The sequence below is a fragment of the Pseudomonas sp. Eqa60 genome (assembly GCF_018326405.1).
GTDB lineage: Bacteria > Pseudomonadota > Gammaproteobacteria > Pseudomonadales > Pseudomonadaceae > Aquipseudomonas > Aquipseudomonas protegens.
The window spans coordinates 4,769,464-4,784,708 of the sequence record NZ_AP024342.1 but is presented as its reverse complement, the minus strand read 5'-3'; the positions used below and the strand labels follow the sequence as shown (position 1 = coordinate 4,784,708).

At 68.7% G+C, this 15,245-nt stretch carries 15 protein-coding genes; 4 read left to right on the top strand and 11 right to left on the bottom strand.

Annotated elements, in window-relative coordinates:
- Positions 1 to 9: 9 nt before the first annotated feature.
- Positions 10 to 1,335, bottom strand: coding sequence for a PLP-dependent aminotransferase family protein (locus KI242_RS21465; RefSeq protein ID WP_015636436.1), 1,326 nt, complete (start codon positions 1,333 to 1,335; stop codon positions 10 to 12).
- Between the two features lie 87 nt (positions 1,336 to 1,422).
- Between KI242_RS21465 and KI242_RS21460 the strand changes: the two genes are divergently transcribed.
- Both KI242_RS21460 and KI242_RS21455 read left to right on the top strand, forming a co-directional pair.
- Positions 1,423 to 2,055: a LysE family translocator gene (locus KI242_RS21460; RefSeq protein ID WP_011062392.1), complete on the top strand. Its 633-nt coding sequence runs from the start codon at positions 1,423 to 1,425 to the stop codon at positions 2,053 to 2,055.
- Positions 2,056 to 2,079: 24 nt separating this feature from the next.
- The gene (locus tag KI242_RS21455) at positions 2,080 to 2,424 is read left to right on the top strand and encodes an antibiotic biosynthesis monooxygenase (protein ID WP_011062391.1); all 345 of its coding nucleotides are present in this window, start codon (positions 2,080 to 2,082) and stop codon (positions 2,422 to 2,424) included.
- A gap of 4 nt (positions 2,425 to 2,428) precedes the next feature.
- Here KI242_RS21455 and inhA read toward each other — a convergent pair whose 3' ends face one another.
- Positions 2,429 to 3,115, bottom strand: coding sequence for an isonitrile hydratase (gene inhA, locus KI242_RS21450; RefSeq protein ID WP_011062390.1), 687 nt, complete (start codon positions 3,113 to 3,115; stop codon positions 2,429 to 2,431).
- 92 nt (positions 3,116 to 3,207) lie between these two features.
- On the opposite strand from inhA, the gene KI242_RS21445 reads away from it, so the two are divergent.
- On the top strand, positions 3,208 to 4,191 hold the full coding sequence (locus tag KI242_RS21445; protein WP_019094099.1) for a helix-turn-helix domain-containing protein: 984 nt from the start codon (positions 3,208 to 3,210) through the stop codon (positions 4,189 to 4,191).
- 9 nt (positions 4,192 to 4,200) lie between these two features.
- Here KI242_RS21445 and KI242_RS21440 read toward each other — a convergent pair whose 3' ends face one another.
- The 9 genes from KI242_RS21440 to KI242_RS21400 form a co-directional block, all read right to left on the bottom strand.
- Positions 4,201 to 6,639, bottom strand: coding sequence for a hypothetical protein (locus KI242_RS21440; protein WP_015636432.1), 2,439 nt, complete (start codon positions 6,637 to 6,639; stop codon positions 4,201 to 4,203).
- A gap of 14 nt (positions 6,640 to 6,653) precedes the next feature.
- Positions 6,654 to 8,096 (bottom strand): TIGR01777 family oxidoreductase, encoded by a 1,443-nt coding sequence (locus KI242_RS21435; RefSeq protein ID WP_212805553.1) that lies wholly within the window; start codon positions 8,094 to 8,096, stop codon positions 6,654 to 6,656.
- Positions 8,097 to 8,111: 15 nt separating this feature from the next.
- Positions 8,112 to 8,585, bottom strand: coding sequence for a hypothetical protein (locus KI242_RS21430; protein WP_015636431.1), 474 nt, complete (start codon positions 8,583 to 8,585; stop codon positions 8,112 to 8,114).
- A 76-nt stretch (positions 8,586 to 8,661) separates the two neighbouring features.
- Positions 8,662 to 9,567 carry an alpha/beta hydrolase gene (locus KI242_RS21425; RefSeq protein WP_212805552.1) on the bottom strand — a complete coding sequence of 302 codons (906 nt, stop codon included), beginning with the start codon at positions 9,565 to 9,567 and terminating at the stop codon, positions 8,662 to 8,664.
- A gap of 119 nt (positions 9,568 to 9,686) precedes the next feature.
- The gene (locus KI242_RS21420; protein ID WP_212805551.1) at positions 9,687 to 10,148 is read right to left on the bottom strand and encodes a cysteine hydrolase family protein; all 462 of its coding nucleotides are present in this window, start codon (positions 10,146 to 10,148) and stop codon (positions 9,687 to 9,689) included.
- Positions 10,145 to 10,522, bottom strand: coding sequence for a glyoxalase/bleomycin resistance/dioxygenase family protein (locus KI242_RS21415; RefSeq protein ID WP_011062383.1), 378 nt, complete (start codon positions 10,520 to 10,522; stop codon positions 10,145 to 10,147). Before KI242_RS21415 ends, KI242_RS21420 begins: the two co-directional genes overlap by 4 nt.
- Positions 10,523 to 10,588: 66 nt before the next feature.
- Positions 10,589 to 12,415 carry a glycoside hydrolase family 15 protein gene (locus tag KI242_RS21410; protein ID WP_041119264.1) on the bottom strand — a complete coding sequence of 609 codons (1,827 nt, stop codon included), beginning with the start codon at positions 12,413 to 12,415 and terminating at the stop codon, positions 10,589 to 10,591.
- Positions 12,408 to 13,208: a glucose 1-dehydrogenase gene (locus KI242_RS21405; RefSeq protein WP_011062381.1), complete on the bottom strand. Its 801-nt coding sequence runs from the start codon at positions 13,206 to 13,208 to the stop codon at positions 12,408 to 12,410. The genes KI242_RS21410 and KI242_RS21405 overlap by 8 nt, the downstream gene beginning before the upstream one ends.
- 112 nt (positions 13,209 to 13,320) lie before the next feature.
- Entirely contained in the window at positions 13,321 to 13,908 is a 588-nt protein-coding gene (locus KI242_RS21400) for a TetR/AcrR family transcriptional regulator (RefSeq protein WP_011062380.1), read from the bottom strand.
- A 135-nt stretch (positions 13,909 to 14,043) separates the two neighbouring features.
- Here KI242_RS21400 and KI242_RS21395 point away from each other — a divergent pair, with 135 nt between their 5' ends.
- Positions 14,044 to 15,216 carry an MFS transporter gene (locus KI242_RS21395; protein WP_011062379.1) on the top strand — a complete coding sequence of 391 codons (1,173 nt, stop codon included), beginning with the start codon at positions 14,044 to 14,046 and terminating at the stop codon, positions 15,214 to 15,216.
- Positions 15,217 to 15,245 lie beyond the last annotated feature (29 nt).

The following is a 15,245-nucleotide window of genomic DNA, read 5'->3' as shown; positions in this document are numbered from 1 at the left end:
CAGGTGTGGTCAACGAGTGATTTCGTTGCGGACCTTTTCCAGAGCCTGCTCCAGCAGCGGCAGGCCGATGGAGCCCAGGGCCAGGCGCAAGGCCTGGGGCACATGGGCGGTGGTGGCGAAGGGCTCGGCCGAGGTCACCGTTACCCCCTGATGTTCCAGGGCCGCCACCACGGCATCGGCCCGCCGCCCTTCCGGCAGTTTCAGCCAGAGAAAATACGATGAGCCATAGGCCTGGTAATCGCAGCCCTTGAGCACCCTCCGGGCCAGTTGCTGGCGGCTGCGGGCATCGTTGCGCTTCTGTTCTTCCAGGCTGTCCACCAGCCCCGACTCGATCCAGCGGCAGCCCAGGGTCACGGTCAGCGACGGGGTGCTCCAGGTGGACACGCGGATCGCCCGTTCCAGGGCCGGGATCATCTCCAGGGGCGCGACGATAAACCCCAGGCGCAAGCCCGAGGCGACGCTTTTCGACAGCCCGGAAATATACAACGTGCGCTCCGGGGCCAGGGTCTGCAGCGGCGGCGGGGCCGGTTCGGCGAGGAAGGCGTAGGCGCCGTCCTCGATCAGCAGCAGGTCATGCTCGCGGGCCAGTTGCGCCAGGCGCCGGCGTTCGGCCAGGGGCATCACAGTGCCCAGGGGGTTGTGCAGGGTCGGCATGCAGTACAGCGCCCGCACCGGGCGCCGGCGGCACAGGGCCTGCAGGGCGTCGAGGTCCATCTGGCCGTTGTGCTGGGGCAGCGCTTCGAGGTCCAGGCGATGGACCTGGGCCAGGGTCTTGAGGCCGGGGTAGGTCAGGGCGTCCACTGCCAGGATGTCCCCGGGCTGGAGCAGCGCCAGCAGGCTCACCGCCAGCCCCTGCTGGGCGCCGTTGACGATCAGCACCTGCTCGGCGGCGACGCGGATCTCGCGGTTGCGCAGGTGCCGCGCCGCGGTCTGGCGCTCATGGGGGCGGCCGCCCTGGGGCGCGGAATGCAGCAGGGCATCCAGGTCGCCGGAGGCGGCTATCGCCCGCAGCCCCTCGCGCAGGCTTTCCGCCTGGCCGGGCAGGGACGGGTAGTTGAACGCCAGGTCCACCGAGGCGGCGCTGGCCGGGTGCTGTTCCAGGCCCATGCCCCGGGGCAGGCTGGTGTCGCGGACAAAGGTGCCGCGCCCGGGCTCGCCCACCACCAGGCCGATGGCTTCCAGCTCGTGATACACCCGCAGCGCCGTGGCTAGCGCCACCTGCTCGCTGGCCATCAGCGCCCGCACCGTCGGTAGCTGAGTGCCTGGGCACAGCTGGCCGGCGCGGATGCGCTGGGCGAAGTGATCGACGATGGTTTTGTAACGGGTACGGCGCATGCTCGGCCACCTCATGTATCTAGAACACTTTTTTGTTTGTATCAGGCAGGCGTCCTAATCTAGCGGCTTTTGCGCAGGAGCGCTCACATGCCGGACCTTTCCACCCTGTCGATCTTCCTCGGCGCCGTGCTGCTGTTGCTGCTGTCGCCGGGACCCAACATGGCCTTTGTCATCAGCCACGGCGCAGCCTATGGCTGGCGCGGTGGGGTGGCATCGGGGCTGGGGATCGGCGCAGCGGATATCGGCCTGACCCTGCTCACGGCCACGGGCGTCACCGCCGTGGTGGCCAGCTGGCCGCCGGCGTTCGACCTGATCCGCTATGCCGGGGTTGCCTACCTGTTGTGGCTGGCCTGGAAGGCCCTGGGCCAGCGGGGGGGCCTGGACCTTGCCGATACACCCCGGGTGCCGCTGGCCACGGTGTTTGTCCGGGCCCTGTGCAACAGCCTGCTGAACCCCAAGGCGCTGCTGTTCTTCATGGTGTTCCTGCCGCAGTTCGTGCGCCCCGAGCACGGCAGCATCGCTGTGCAACTGGTGGTCCTGGGCTTGCTGCTGACCCTGGTCAGCGGGGTCTTCCATACCAGCCTGGGGATCTTCGGCGCGGCCTTGCGCCGTGGCTTGCCCGGCAGCGATTCGCGGCTGGCCCGCTGGCAATCCTGGCTGCTGGCGGCGGTGCTGCTGGCCCTGGCCCTGCGCCTGGCGCTGCTGGCGCGTCCGCTCTGATTCATCAGCCAATGGAGTTTGACCATGTACATCGCCGCCTTTATCTACCAGCCGGGCCAGCGCGACGAGGAGTTCCACCGCCTCAGTGCGCTGATCGACGAAATTGCCATCAGCCTGCCGGGCTTCGTCGGCGCCCAATCCTGGACCAGCGCCGACCAGGGGCTGATCAACGCCAGCTATTACTGGGAGGACGAAGCCTCGATCCAGGCCTTTGCCAGTCACCCCAGGCACATCGAAGCCAAGCGCCAGTACCGGCGCTGGTACGCCGGTTATCAGGTGGTGATTTCCAGGGTCGAGCGCACCTATGGCGATGGCGCCATCACCCAGTTGCTGGGCAATGCCCGCCAGGGCCCGGTGCGCCGTGCCTGAAGGCTCAGCCGGCTGCCAGCCGCGCGGCCGCGCGCAGGGTGATTTCCCGGCGCTTGTGCAGCGAATCCGCGGCGCGCTGGCGGGCCTGCTGCACCACGCTGGCGGGGGCCGTGTCCGGGCTGCCGGCATTGAACGGTGGCGCCGGGGCGTACTCCAGTTGCAGCTGTACCCGCTGCGCGGTGGCGGCGTCGAACAGTTCGGCGGCCAGGGTCAGGGCGAAGTCGATGCCGGCGGTGATACCGCCGCCGGTCAGCAGGTTGCCGTCACGCACCACCCGCTCATGCACCGGTATCGCCCCCAGCGGCGCCAGCAGTTCGTGGTAGGCCCAGTGGGTGGTGGCGCGCTTGCCCTGGAGCAGGCCCGCAGCGCCGAGCACCAGGGAGCCGGTGCACACCGAGGTCACGTAGCGCGCCCGGGCGGCCTGCTGGCGGATGAACGCCAGGGCCTGCGGGTCTTCCATCAGCGCCCCGACCCCGGTACCGCCGGGGATGCAGATCACATCCAGCGGCGGGCAGTCGGCGAAGCTTGTGGTGGCCTGCAGCACCAGCCCCGAGCTGGCCACCACCGGCCCCGGCTCCTTCCAGATTAGGTGCACCTGCACATCCGGCAGCGAGGCCAGTACGTCATGGGGGCCGGTCAGATCCAGTTGCTGGACCTCGGGGAACAACAGAAAACCTATCTGCACTGCCATTGCCTGTTCCTTGTGTCGATGAAGTGGACGGCTTGACTCTAGCGCTCTAGGATTTGGCGCATACGCCAACCAGCCCTCGATTTACGCCAACCATGCCCACTGCGCCGAAAAACGTGTTTGTCCTGGCCTTCGCCAATGCCCAGTTGCTGGATGTCAGCGGGCCGCTGCAGGTATTCGCCTCGGCCAATGACCGGGCCCGCGGCCTGGGCCTGCCCTTGCCCTACCACCCGCGGGTGATTGCCAGCCCGGGCGGGGCGACCCTGAGCTCCTCGGGGCTGGCGCTGCTGGCCGAGCCGCTGCCGCTGCCGCAAGAGCCCTGCGACACCCTGATCGTTGCCGGTGGCTGGGGCGTCTACGAGGCGGCCCGTGATCCTGAACTGGTGGCCTGGGTGGCGGCCCGGGCTGCGGCGTCACGGCGGGTGGCGTCGGTCTGCACCGGGGCCTTTCTGCTGGCCGCCAGCGGCTGGCTGGACGGGCGCCGGGTGGTCACCCACTGGACCCGCTGCGAGCAGTTGGCCGAGCAGTATCCGCAACTGCAGGTGGAGGCCAATCCGATCTTCATCAACGATGGCCCGGTGTGGACCTCGGCCGGGGTCACCGCCGGCATCGATCTGGCCCTGGCCCTGGTGGAGGCCGACCTGGGGCGCGCAGTGGCGCTGGAAGTGGCGCGGCAACTGGTGGTGTTTCTCAAGCGCCCGGGGGGCCAATCGCAGTTCAGCGTAACCCTGTCGCTGCAGAACCAGGGTGGGCGTTTCGACCGGCTGCACGCCTGGATCGCCGAGCACCTGGACCGCGAACTGACGGTGCCGGTGCTGGCCGAGCAGGCGGGAATGAGCGAGCGCAGTTTCGTCCGTCACTACCGCGCCGACACCGGCCAGACCCCGGCCCGGGCCATTGAACTGATCCGTGTGGAAAGCGCCCGGCGCCTGCTGGCCGACAGCACCCTGCCGATCAAGCGCATCGCCGCCCAGTGCGGTTTCGGTAGCGAGGAAACCCTGCGTCGCAGCGTGCTGCGGGCCCTGGGCGTGACGCCCCAGGCCTACCGCGAACGCTTCGCCAGCATTGCGCAGCCTTGAGCGCGGGTTTCAGCCTTCTACCAGGCTCAGTTGGCCGTCGGCATACAGCACTTCGCGGCCGATCCAGGCCGGGTCTACCTGGGGCAGTACCGCCGAGGGCTTGCGCAGTTCGCGCAACAGGGTCGAACCGTGGGACAGGCGCCCGCCCATGCGTGCGATCACTGCCCGGGCCTGCTGATAGTGGGCATGGCGCCCGGGGTCGAGGGTGTCCTCCAGCAGAATGTCGACCCCCAGCACGCCCTGGACCTGGCCCGGGTAGATCATGAACCCAGCCGCCTGCTCGCTGCCTTCGCGGCCGTCCTGCCAGAAGCTGCCGCCACGGTTGCGCACCTGCTCATGGGGGGCGAACCAGTAGCCGCGATCAGCCTCGGGCACGGCGTGGTGCAGGCGGAAGAAGATCCGCATCAGGTTGTCCCGGTACCACTCGCGCACTTGCAGGTAATAGCCGCGCATGCCCGGCAAGCCCAGGCGGTGGGCCAGGGTGATGGCCGGGCTCCAGTGCGGGAAGGCTTGCAACGGCAACTCGGCGCACTGCGGACGCGGGGTGCCTGGGTCGGTTTCCCAGGGCAGGCGATGGGGGCTGTTGTCCAGGTTGTCGTAGGCGGTGGGCGGACGCCCCAGCAGCGCGCCGCCACTGCTGGCCAGGGCGGTGGCGATGCACAGGTTGCCCTGCACCACGAACACATAGAAGCGGCTGAACCAGTCTGCCAGTTGCTGGCCGTCGGCCCCGGCGGCGCGCAACTGCGCCAGCTCCCGGTCGAAGCGCCGCAGGCCCGGCTCCAGGCTCAGCAGGTGGCCGCGGGCGATGTGCTGCATGCGCAGGAACCGTGGCAGCGAGCGCAACAGGCGCAGGGGCCGCAAGGGCAGCTGCGGGGTGGCGCCGCCCACCTCGCCGGCATAGCTGGAGGAGGGCAGGCCCCAGTCGGCCAGGCGCGCCAGGAACAGGTCGTTGTTGATATAGGAGGCGCCGCCGAACACCGCGGTGAAGGGTTCATTGTCCTGCAGTACACGGGCGTCCCAGCGCGCCATGATCGCCGGAATGCTCGCCGCCGCCCGGCGCTGGCCGTACTCGACGAAACGGCTGGGTTGCGGTGGCAGGATCTCGGCGATATTGGCTGCGGTCAGGTGCCGGCGCCAGCCGTAGTCGCTGATGGGCCGGTACTGCAGCAGCCACAGTTGCTGGCCGTCCCAGGCCCATTCCACATCACCGGGCACGTAGTGGAAGGTCTTGAGCACCCCTTGCAGGAAATCCCACAGGGCGCTGGCGCTCAGGCCCCGGGTGGTGGCGAAATGGCCGCTTTCCCAGGCCGCGCCCAGGCGTGAAAGGATCGCCCGCTGCGGGCTGACCTGACCGTCGGCAAGGCTTTCCAGATGGCCCTCGACCCACTCCAGTTCCACCGCCAGGTGACGGACGAAGGCGATCCCCGACAGGGTCGGCTGGATAAAGCGCTGCACCACCACTTCCTCGACCCCGGCATCGCGCAGTTCGCTGATGCGCCCGGGCACTTGCTCGCTGGCCACCCGCAGGTAAGTGGTGCTCAAGCCGGCATTGGCCGAGTCGGCCTGATCCTCGCCGTAGCTGGAGGAACGCACCGCCCACAGCGCCGCAGGCTGGCTGGCGAGCAGGGCCGGCAGCTGCGGGTCGCTGGCGCTGTCCAGGGACAGGGCGCTGGGCACCGGCTGGCCGGCCAGCTCCGCCAGGCGCAGGCGGCCGCCCTTGGTGTGGGCGACGAAGCCGTTGTCGGCGGACTCCAGCCAGTCGACGAACGCCGTCGGCGCATCGATCCAGGGGTAATGGCCCCAGCCCGGCCGCAGGCTGACCCGCAGGTCGGCCCGGGCCAGGATGGCCGACCAGGCTGCGGCCTGGGCAATCCCCAGCAGCCGGTCCTGGTCGCCCCAGACCAGTTGCACCGGGTCCTTGATCCACTCCAGCAGCGGCAGCGCGGTATCGGCCCGCAGTTGCTCCCACAGCGGTACGAAGGCCCGGCACCGACCATAGCCGGCGCCCATGCGCCGGTACTGCTCCTGGCTCCACGGCTGGCGCGAGAACTTGCCGGCAAACCACGTCGGTTTATGGCTGAGCAAACCGTGAATCAGCAAGCGCGCGGGCAGCGGCGACATCAGCGCCGGCAAGCGCCGTTGCCAGAGAAAGGCCCCCACCGGCGACAACAGCACACTGCGGCAGAAGTGCCCCGGGCGGCGCTGCAAGGCGTGCAGCACGATCAGCGCGCTGACCCCCACCGCGACAATCCCCTGGCCCGGCTCGGTCATGCCCAGCAGGGCCTCGGCGTATTCACCCAGGTCCTGGCAGGGCGGCAGCGGGTTGTCGCCAAACCCCGGCAGCTCCAGGGGCTGCACCTGATAGCGCTGGAAGTGCGGCAGGGCATCGTCCCACCAGTCGGCGGCGCTGCCATTGCCCGCCAGCAGGTACAACAGGGGCTTGCTCATGGGCATTCCTCAGCTCAGGTCAGGTCGCGCAGGGCGGCGTCCAGGGTCGGGTAACGGAAGCGGTAGCCGGCCTGCAGCAGGCGCGCCGGCACTACCTTCTGGCCATCGAAGAACAGCTCGGCCATCTCCCCGGCCAGGGCCCGTACCGGCGCAGCCGGCACGTGCAGCCACACCGGGCGCTTGAGCACCTTGCCGACAGTAGTGGCGAAGGTGCCCTGGCTCACCGCTTCCGGCGCCACCATGTTGTAGGTGCCGGACAGGGACGGGTCGTTCATGGCCCGGGCCATCACCTGCAACACGTCGTCGCGGTGCACCCAGCTCATGATCTGCCGGCCATCGCCCATGCGTCCGCCAAAGCCGAAATGGAAGGGCATCAGCAATGGCTTCAGGGCGCCGCCGGGACCGAAGACGATCCCCAGGCGCAGCACCACCTGGCGCACGCCGAAGCGGGTGGCCGGTTCGGCGGAGGATTCCCAGCGCGCGCACAGGTCGGCCATGAAGCCTTCGCCGCGCTCGGCGTTTTCATCCAGGCTCTGGCTGGCGTCGCGCACGCCATAGAAGCCGATGGCCGAAGCCTGGATCCACAGCTCCGGCTTGTGCTGGGCGTGTTGCAGCCAGTTGAGCAGGGCTTCGGTGGTGCCGACCCGGCTGGCCAGCAGTTGCGCCTGGCGCTTGGCCGACCAGCGCGGCCCGGCCACCGGGGCACCGGCCAGGTTGATGATCACGTCGAAGGCTTCGCCGTGGCCCAGCTTGCTCAGCGAGCGCAGGCAACGGGCGCGACCGTCGAACAGGTAGGCGGCGCGCAGCGGGTCCCGGGCCAGCACGCTGACCGTGTGCCCGGCATCCAGCAGTTGGTTGACCAGGGTCTCGCCGATAAAACCGGTGCCACCGGTGACCAGCACCCGCTTGCCGCTGCCACCGGCAAAGGGGTTGGCGCCCTGGCCCTGGCGTTGCAGGCGCAGCGCCGCCAGGCCGTCGCGGATGCCCGAGGCGGTGACGCCCACGGCGAACAGGCTCAGGGCCCAGCCCTGCCAGCCCAGGTCGATGGGATTCAAGGCACTGGGCAGGCGTGACCATTCCAGCAGTTGCAGGCCGTACAGGGCGAAGAAGGCCCCGGCGTTGATCGCCAGCACGGTGTGCATGATGCGTTCGATGGCCGGCAGCTTGCGGCTGCGATCCTCGACCACGAAGTCCCACAGGGTCAGGCCGATTTCCAGGGCGAACAGCAGGGCGATCACCAGGGCCCAGATGCCCTGGAACGCCAGGTGGGCGATGCCCAGGAACAGCACGCCGTAGAAGCACGAGCGCAGGGCATGGATGCTGAGCTCCTTGCGGGCGCTGTGACGCTGCGGCAGGGCCACGGTGAGTTCGTGATGGTAGAGAGTATCCAGGGCGCCGAGCACGCCCTGGGCGAGCAACAGGGCGATAGCCCACTGCAGGATTGGCAAATCAGCCACGATGGTGAAGTCCTTTTACGAGGGAAGACGAGAGGTACGGCGGTCGTGGCGCTGCAGCCACAGTAACGGCGGCAGCAGCACCAGCAGGGCGAAGCTGTCGATCCACAGGTGGGCGGTCATGTTCATCTGCCAGGACAGCCACATGTCTTGGGGCGCCCACAGCACAATCCCGGCCATCAGCCAGGCCCAGGCGGCAGGGGCCCGCAGGCGGTTGCCCAGGTGCACCAGCCCCAGCAGGAACAGCGAATAGCTTTGCAGGGTGGCGCCGAACAGCCCCAGCCACCAGATCTGCTGGGCCCGGGCCGGTGCCGGCGCGGCGGCGCCCCAGAAGGCCTGTTCGATGCCCGCGAGGTAATCGTTGAACAGGCCACTGTGGCCGGCCCAGGTCAGCAGCAGCCCGGCCAGCAGGTGGCCGGCGCCGACGGCATACAGCCAGAGCACCAGGGCCCGGCGCAGGCCGGGTCGGGGAGAAGCGGCGACGGATAACATTCCATGTCCTGTGGGGGGATCGAGGCCGCGAAGTGTACCGATTTTTTCCGGCCCATGGCGTGCGCCGGCGCCCATCTCAGGGCTTGCCGAGCAACTCCAGCAGCGCGTCGAGGGTGGCTTGCGGCGCTTCCTGGGGCAGGTTGTGGCCGATCCCCGGGAGGATCCGCCGCTGATAGGGCCCACTGAACAGGCCGACATCGGGGTCCGGCTCGGTGGCCGGGCCGACGCCGTCGTCAGCGCCGCACAGGGCGATGGTCGGCACCCGGATCGGCGGTTGCGCCTCCAGCGCCCGCTCGATGCTTTCCAGGCCCGGGTCGCCCGGCACATAGCCGAAGCGATGACGGTAGGAATGGATCACCACCGCGACGAAGTCCGGGTTGTCGAAGGAGGGCGCGCTCAGGCCATAGAGCCCGGGCCCTTGTTTCCAGGTTGGCGACCACAGGCGCCACAACAGCTCGCAGAATTCCCGGCGGTTGGCCGTCAGGCCGTCCACCCCGCGCTGGGTATTGAAGTAGTACTGGTACCACAGCCGCAGCTCGGTCTCCGGCGCCCGGGGCTCGATGGCCCGGGGAATGTCCTGGATGTTGTAGCCGTCGGCGCTCATCAGGCCCTTGACCCGCTGCGGCCACAGCGCCGCGACGATGCACGCGGCGCGCCCACCCCAGTCGTAGCCGGCGAGGGTGGCCTGGGGCAGGTACAGGGCGTCCATCAGCTCCAGCAGGTCCCGGGCCAGGGCCGCCTGCTGCCCGGAGCGCATCACCTGTTCGCTGGCAAAGCGCGTCGGGCCGTAACCCCGCAGGTAGGGAACGATGACCCGATAGCCGCGCTCGGCCAGGGGCGGGGCGATCTCGTCGTAGGCCCGCACGTCGTAGGGAAACCCGTGGAGCAGGATCACCGGCTCGGCGTTGCGCGGGCCATGTTCCTCATAGGCGATATGCAGGCTGGGGGTGCTGACCTGGTGCAGGGAGGCTGGGCTGGGCATGACGACTCCGGATCCGGTGGGCCGGGAAAAGCTAGCGCAAAACTTGCGTGCTGTCCTCAAGTCTTAGCGGCATGCAGCCCGTGGGCGTCGCGCCAGCAAAGGGGCCCGCAAGCCGGCCCCTAGAGTTCGTCGCTGCGGGCCAGGTGCCTGAAGTGATGCCGCCACAGGTCGATGCCCAGGCCGCCGCTGCGGTCCAGGGACGAACCCACGGTCAGGTCGGTGAGCAGGGTCGGCTGCAAGCCGGCATCGAACAGGGCAAAACCTGCGGCCAGCACGCAGGTGTCGGTCTGGATACCGCACACCAGCACACGCTCGGGGGCGAGGCTTTTGAGGTGCTCGAGAATCTCCGTCGTCGGCCCGTAGCCGTGCTTGATGAAGATCTTGTCGGCGGCCACCAGGCTCTGGTCATCCACCGCCGGCTGCCAGCCCAGTTGCCGGGCGAAGGGCGTGCGGCTTTCATCATGGCGCTCCACCGTGGCCACCGAGGGCATGCGCCCGAGCAGGCGGTTGATGCCGTCCACCAGCCACTGCGGAGGGTTGAAGCAGGGTTGCACGTCGATGATCAGCAGCACCTGGTTCATGACGCTTGCCCCAAACGGGCCGGCTGGCGCAGGCCGATGCAGTTGCCCCAGGGGTCCTGCACCTGGCAGATCGAGTCGCCGCCTTCAATGACCATGGGCCCGCGATACAGGCGCCCACCCAGCCCGGTCAGGCGCTGCACCTGGCCGGGCAGATCGGCGACCTGCCAGTACACCACCGTGCCCGCCGGCCCCTGGCCGACCTTGGCGTCGCAGGGGACGATTTCCAGGGACAGGCCCGCGAGCTGCAAATGGCCGAAATCATCCGGCTCGTGCAGGACCCGGCGGGCCTGGGGAAAGGCCTGGGCGTACCAATGGGTGGCGGCACGCCAGTCGGCGGCATGGATCATCACGGCGATGATCGGCGAGTCGGGCATGGGGCGAGTTCCATTTCTGTCGGGCACCAAGGGAAGAGCGCCCCGGTCTCAGCACCGGGGCCGGGCTCAAGGTTGCCAGACGCTCTTGTCGCCACTCAAGCGCCGGTCGAGAAAACTTGCCGCGCTGATCAGCGCCAGGTGCGTCAGGGCCTGGGGCGTGTTGCCCAGGTGACGGCCGTGGCTGTCGAACTCCTCGGCGTACAGGCCCAGGGGGTTGGCATAGCGCAGCAGTTGCTCGAACTCCAGGTGCGCCTGCTCCAGGCGCCCGGCGCGGGCCAGGCATTCGACGTACCAGAACGAGCAGGCGGCGAAGGCGCCTTCGGTGCCGGCCAGGCCGTCGATCTGGCTGTCGTCATTGCGGTAGCGGTAGACCATGCCGTCACGCACCAGGCTCTTTTCGATGGCATCCAGGGTCGCCAGCCAGCGCGGGTCCTTGGCGCTGACAAAGCGCACCAGGGGCATCAGCAGCATCGAACCGTCCAGGGCGGTACTGCCGATGTGCTGGACGAAATGCCCGTGCTCCTGGTTCCAGAACCGGCTCCAGATATCGTCGTAGATGGCTTGCCGGGTCTGGTCCCAGCGGGCGAAGGGGGCCGGCAGCGAACGCTTGGAGGCCAGGCGGATGGCGCGGTCCACCGCCACCCAGCACATCAGCCGCGAGTGCAGGAAGTGGTGCTGCTCGCCGCGCATCTCCCAGATGCCCACATCCTTGCTCTGCCAGCTGTCACAGACCTGGTCCACCACCTGTACCGTGTGTTTCCAGCCTTCGTGGGAGATGGCCTCGCCGTACTTGTTCACCAGGTACACCGCATCCAGCAGCTCGCCGAAGATATCCAGCTGCACCTGGTCGTAGGCCTGGTTGCCGATGCGCACCGGTTGCGCGCCGCCGTGCCCGGAGAGGTGCCCAAGCTCGGTCTCCGGCAACTCCTGGCGGCCGTCGATGCCGTACAGGATATTGAGCTTCATCGGTTGCCCATGGCAGTCGCTGACCCGGCCCCGCAGCCAGCCCATGTAGGCGTTGGCCTCCTCGACGAAACCCAGGCGCATGAAGGCGTAGACGGTGAACGAGGCGTCGCGTACCCAGGTGTAGCGGTAGTCCCAGTTGCGTTCGCCGCCGGGGCTTTCCGGCAGGCCGAAGGTGGCCGCCGCGAGGATCGCGCCATGGCGCCTGGAGGTCAGCAGTTTCAGCGCCAGGGCCGAACGGTTGACCATCTCGCGCCAGCGGCCGCGGTAGTTGGACTGGCCGATCCAGTCGCGCCAGAACTTCAGGGTGCGCGTAAGGTGCAGCTCGCTATCGCCGTGCCGCACCCGCAGATCGTCGACGCCACCGAGGATGAATTCGGCGCCCTGGCCCTGTTGCAGCACGAACTCGGCCCGGGCCGAGTCCCGTTCAAGGTAAAGCGGCTGGTCGCCCAGCAGGCGCAGCCCGGGCTGCCCGGGGGCTTCGAAGCACACCGAGTCGCCTTCCTGTCGTGCCCCGGTGGCGGCCCGGCCATAGTCCAGGCGCGGCGCGCAGTGCAGGCGCAGGGTGGCCTGGCCGCTGACCACCCGTACCCGGCGGATCAGCAGCGGCAGCTGCTCGGGGTCGTCGTCGATGGTCAGCAGGTCGGTGACTTCCACCACCGCCTCGGTTCCCAGCCAGCGGGTCTGCAGGACGTTGCTGTCGGGCAGGTAGATCTGCTGGCGCCGGGCGTCGGCCAGCACCGGTGCCAGTTCGAAGATCCCGGCGGCGGGGGAGTCCAGCAGCGAGCAGAAGATGCTCGGGCTGTCGAACTCCGGCCAGCAGAAGAAGTCGATGCTGCCCTGGTCGTCGACCAGGGCGGCGCTGCGCATGTCGCCGATGATGCCGTGGGCGTCGATGGGGCGTTGTGCCGTGGGATGCTGGTCAGCCATTGCCGCGAAACTCCGGATAGAGGCTCATGCCGCCGTCGATGAACAGGGTGCTGCCGACCACATAGTCGGAGGCGTCCGAGGCCAGCCATAGCGCGGCATTGGCCACATCCTCGGGGTCGCCGACCCGGCCGTAGGGAATCAGCTTGAGCAGTTCCTGCTCTGCCGCGCCCTCGGTGGCGGTGCGGTTGATGGCGGTGCGGATCGCCCCCGGGGCGATGCCGTTGATGCGGATCCGCTGCTGGCTGACTTCCTGGGCCAGGGTGCGCATCAGCATGTCCACGCCGCCCTTGGAAGCCGCGTAATTCACGTGCCCGGCCCAGGGAATCAACTGGTGCACCGAACTCATGTGGATGATCTTGCCCGCCGCCTTGGACACCCCGGCGCGCACCCCCTGGCGCTGGAAGATGTTCAGCGCCGCGCGAGCACAGAGGAACTGCCCGGTGAGATTGACGCCGATCACCCGGTTCCAGTCGTCCAGGCTCAGGCTGGCGGCCGGCCCATCCTTTTGCAGGCCGGAATTGGCCACCAGGATGTCGAGAAAACCAAAGGCCTCGATGGCCTGGGCGAACAGCGCCTCGACCTGGGCCTCATCGGCCACATCGGCGCCAATGGCAATGGCCCGGCCGCCTTCGGCATTGATCCGCGCGGCCAACTGCTCGGCCGGCGCGGCCTGGGAGTTGTAGTTGAGCACCACGCTGGCACCGGCCGCCGCCAGGGCGATTGCGGTGGCGGCGCCAATGCCGGAGCTGGCGCCAGTGACCAGGGCTACCTGCTGGTCGAGGGATATCTGCATGCACTGCACTCCTGTCGCCGCTGTCGAAGGCCGGGGCTGATGCGCCCATGCGACACGCAACGCATCAGTGGCCCCTGTTGTGCTGACCCCGGACGCGGTTCAGGAGTTCAGTTCAGCGCGGTGGTTGCAACCCGCGCAGCAGCAGCTCAAGCGCCTGCAGGGCTTGTTGCAGGCGTTGCCCGGGCTGCTCGGCGGCGGCGATCCACAGCGCCGCGTCCACCAGGCTGCCGTTGATCAGGCGCGCCAGGGCCTGGCTCGGCGCGGGCGTGATCAGCCCGGCTTCGACCAGCGCTTGCAGGCGGCGGCTGAGGGAGTCGATGCAGTGTTCCTCGGCTGGCTGCCGTTGCCCCAGTACGGCCCGGGCATCCTGCAGGACGATGCGGCGGATTTCGGCTTCCTGGGCCATTTCCAGGTAGGCCCGGCAGCGCTGGGCAAAGCCTTGCCAGGGATCACTGGCCGCTGCGGAAATGGCCTCCAGGCGCTCATCCATTTCACTGTCGATCTGCTCCACCACCGCCGCCAGCAACCCCTGCTTGTCACCGAAGTGGTGATACAGCGCGCCCCGGGTCAGCCCGGCTTCGGCGGTCAGGTCGTCCATCGAGGTCTTGGCGTAGCCCAGGCGGGCAAAGGCCTGGCGCGCGCTGGCAATCAGCCTGGCGCGGGTTTGCTCGATCATCGCGGCGCGTGGGCGGCTGCTCATGGACACAGTTCTCCAACAAATGGCGGGTTGACATACGAGGCGTATGTTTACATGATTTTTAACATACGAGGCGTATGTGTTTCTACTGTGCCTGCCCTTTGTGGCAAGTTGCAGCCCCCCAAGGAGTCGTTGTAAATGGCAAACCCCTACCGCGAACTGTTCAAGGCCCCCGGCAGCCGGGCCTTTGTGCTGGCCGGGATGATCGCGCGCATGCCGATCTCCATGACCGGCATCGGCCTGATCACCATGCTGGCTCAACTGCACGGCGGGTACGCCCTGGCCGGCTCGGTGGCGGCGACGTTCGCCCTGGCCACGGCGTTCTGCGCGCCCCAGGTATCGCGCCTGGTGGACCGTTACGGCCAGAGCCGGATATTGCCCCTGGCCGCCGGCCTGGGGGGTGGGGCGCTGCTGGCCCTGCTGCTGTGCACCCGCTTGCAGGCCCCGCACTGGACCCTGTTCCTCTGCGCCGCCCTGGCCGGCTGCATGCCCAGCATGTCGGCCATGGTCCGTGCCCGCTGGACCGAGCTGTACCGCGGCCAGCCGCAGCTGCAGACCGCCTATGCCCTGGAGTCGGTGCTCGATGAGGTCTGCTTCATTGTCGGCCCGCCCTTGTCGGTGGGCCTCAGCGTCGGCCTGTTTCCCGAAGCCGGGCCCCTGGCGGCGCTGCTGATGCTGGTGCTGGGGGTCAGTGTGTTCGTCATGCAGAAGAGCACCGAGCCGCCGGTCCATCCCCATGAGGAAGGGCACGCTGGCTCGATCATTCGCTCGGTGGAAATCCGCCTGCTGCTGTTGCTGATGACCGCCATGGGCACCATCGTCGGGGTGGTGGACGTGGTCAGCGTGGCCTTCGCCCAGCAACAGGGGCAGCCGGCGGCGGCGAGCATCGTGCTCTCGGTGTACGCGATCGGCTCATGCCTGGCGGGCATCGCCTTTGGCGCCCTGAAACTGGCCACGCCCTTGCCCCGGCTGTTCATGTACGGCGGCATCGCCACGGCGCTGACCACCTTGCCGCTGCTGCTGGCGAGCAACATCCTCGGCCTGTCCCTGGCGGTGTTCGTTGCCGGGCTGTTTTTCTCGCCGACCCTGATCGTCGCGATGGCCCTGGTGGAACGCAGCGTGCCGCCGGCCAAGCTCACCGAGGGCCTGACCTGGCTGGTCACCGGCCTGAGCATCGGCGTGGCCCTGGGGGCCGCGGGGTCCGGAGCACTGGTGGACCAGTTCGGCGCCCGCAGCGGCTTCTGGCTGGCCCTGGCGGGCGGCGCGGTGGTACTGGGGGCGGCGTTGCAGAGCTATCGGCGCATGCGCTGAGGTGATCGGTGGACTAATTTGTTCCCCTC

What these genes read in the sequence shown, in the direction of transcription:
- KI242_RS21455 (WP_011062391.1), top strand. Translation starts at nt 2,080, where the DNA reads ATGTACATCGCCGCCTTTATCTACCAGCCGGGCCAGCGCGACGAGGAG.
- KI242_RS21405 (WP_011062381.1), bottom strand. Translation starts at nt 13,208, where the DNA reads ATGCAGATATCCCTCGACCAGCAGGTAGCCCTGGTCACTGGCGCCAGC.
- KI242_RS21425 (WP_212805552.1), bottom strand. Translation starts at nt 9,567, where the DNA reads ATGCCCAGCCCAGCCTCCCTGCACCAGGTCAGCACCCCCAGCCTGCAT.
- inhA (WP_011062390.1), bottom strand. Translation starts at nt 3,115, where the DNA reads ATGGCAGTGCAGATAGGTTTTCTGTTGTTCCCCGAGGTCCAGCAACTG.
- KI242_RS21395 (WP_011062379.1), top strand. Translation starts at nt 14,044, where the DNA reads ATGGCAAACCCCTACCGCGAACTGTTCAAGGCCCCCGGCAGCCGGGCC.
- KI242_RS21430 (WP_015636431.1), bottom strand. Translation starts at nt 8,585, where the DNA reads ATGTTATCCGTCGCCGCTTCTCCCCGACCCGGCCTGCGCCGGGCCCTG.
- KI242_RS21400 (WP_011062380.1), bottom strand. Translation starts at nt 13,908, where the DNA reads ATGAGCAGCCGCCCACGCGCCGCGATGATCGAGCAAACCCGCGCCAGG.
- KI242_RS21420 (WP_212805551.1), bottom strand. Translation starts at nt 10,148, where the DNA reads ATGAACCAGGTGCTGCTGATCATCGACGTGCAACCCTGCTTCAACCCT.
- KI242_RS21460 (WP_011062392.1), top strand. Translation starts at nt 1,423, where the DNA reads ATGCCGGACCTTTCCACCCTGTCGATCTTCCTCGGCGCCGTGCTGCTG.
- KI242_RS21415 (WP_011062383.1), bottom strand. Translation starts at nt 10,522, where the DNA reads ATGCCCGACTCGCCGATCATCGCCGTGATGATCCATGCCGCCGACTGG.
- KI242_RS21440 (WP_015636432.1), bottom strand. Translation starts at nt 6,639, where the DNA reads ATGAGCAAGCCCCTGTTGTACCTGCTGGCGGGCAATGGCAGCGCCGCC.
- KI242_RS21445 (WP_019094099.1), top strand. Translation starts at nt 3,208, where the DNA reads ATGCCCACTGCGCCGAAAAACGTGTTTGTCCTGGCCTTCGCCAATGCC.
- KI242_RS21410 (WP_041119264.1), bottom strand. Translation starts at nt 12,415, where the DNA reads ATGGCTGACCAGCATCCCACGGCACAACGCCCCATCGACGCCCACGGC.
- KI242_RS21465 (WP_015636436.1), bottom strand. Translation starts at nt 1,335, where the DNA reads ATGCGCCGTACCCGTTACAAAACCATCGTCGATCACTTCGCCCAGCGC.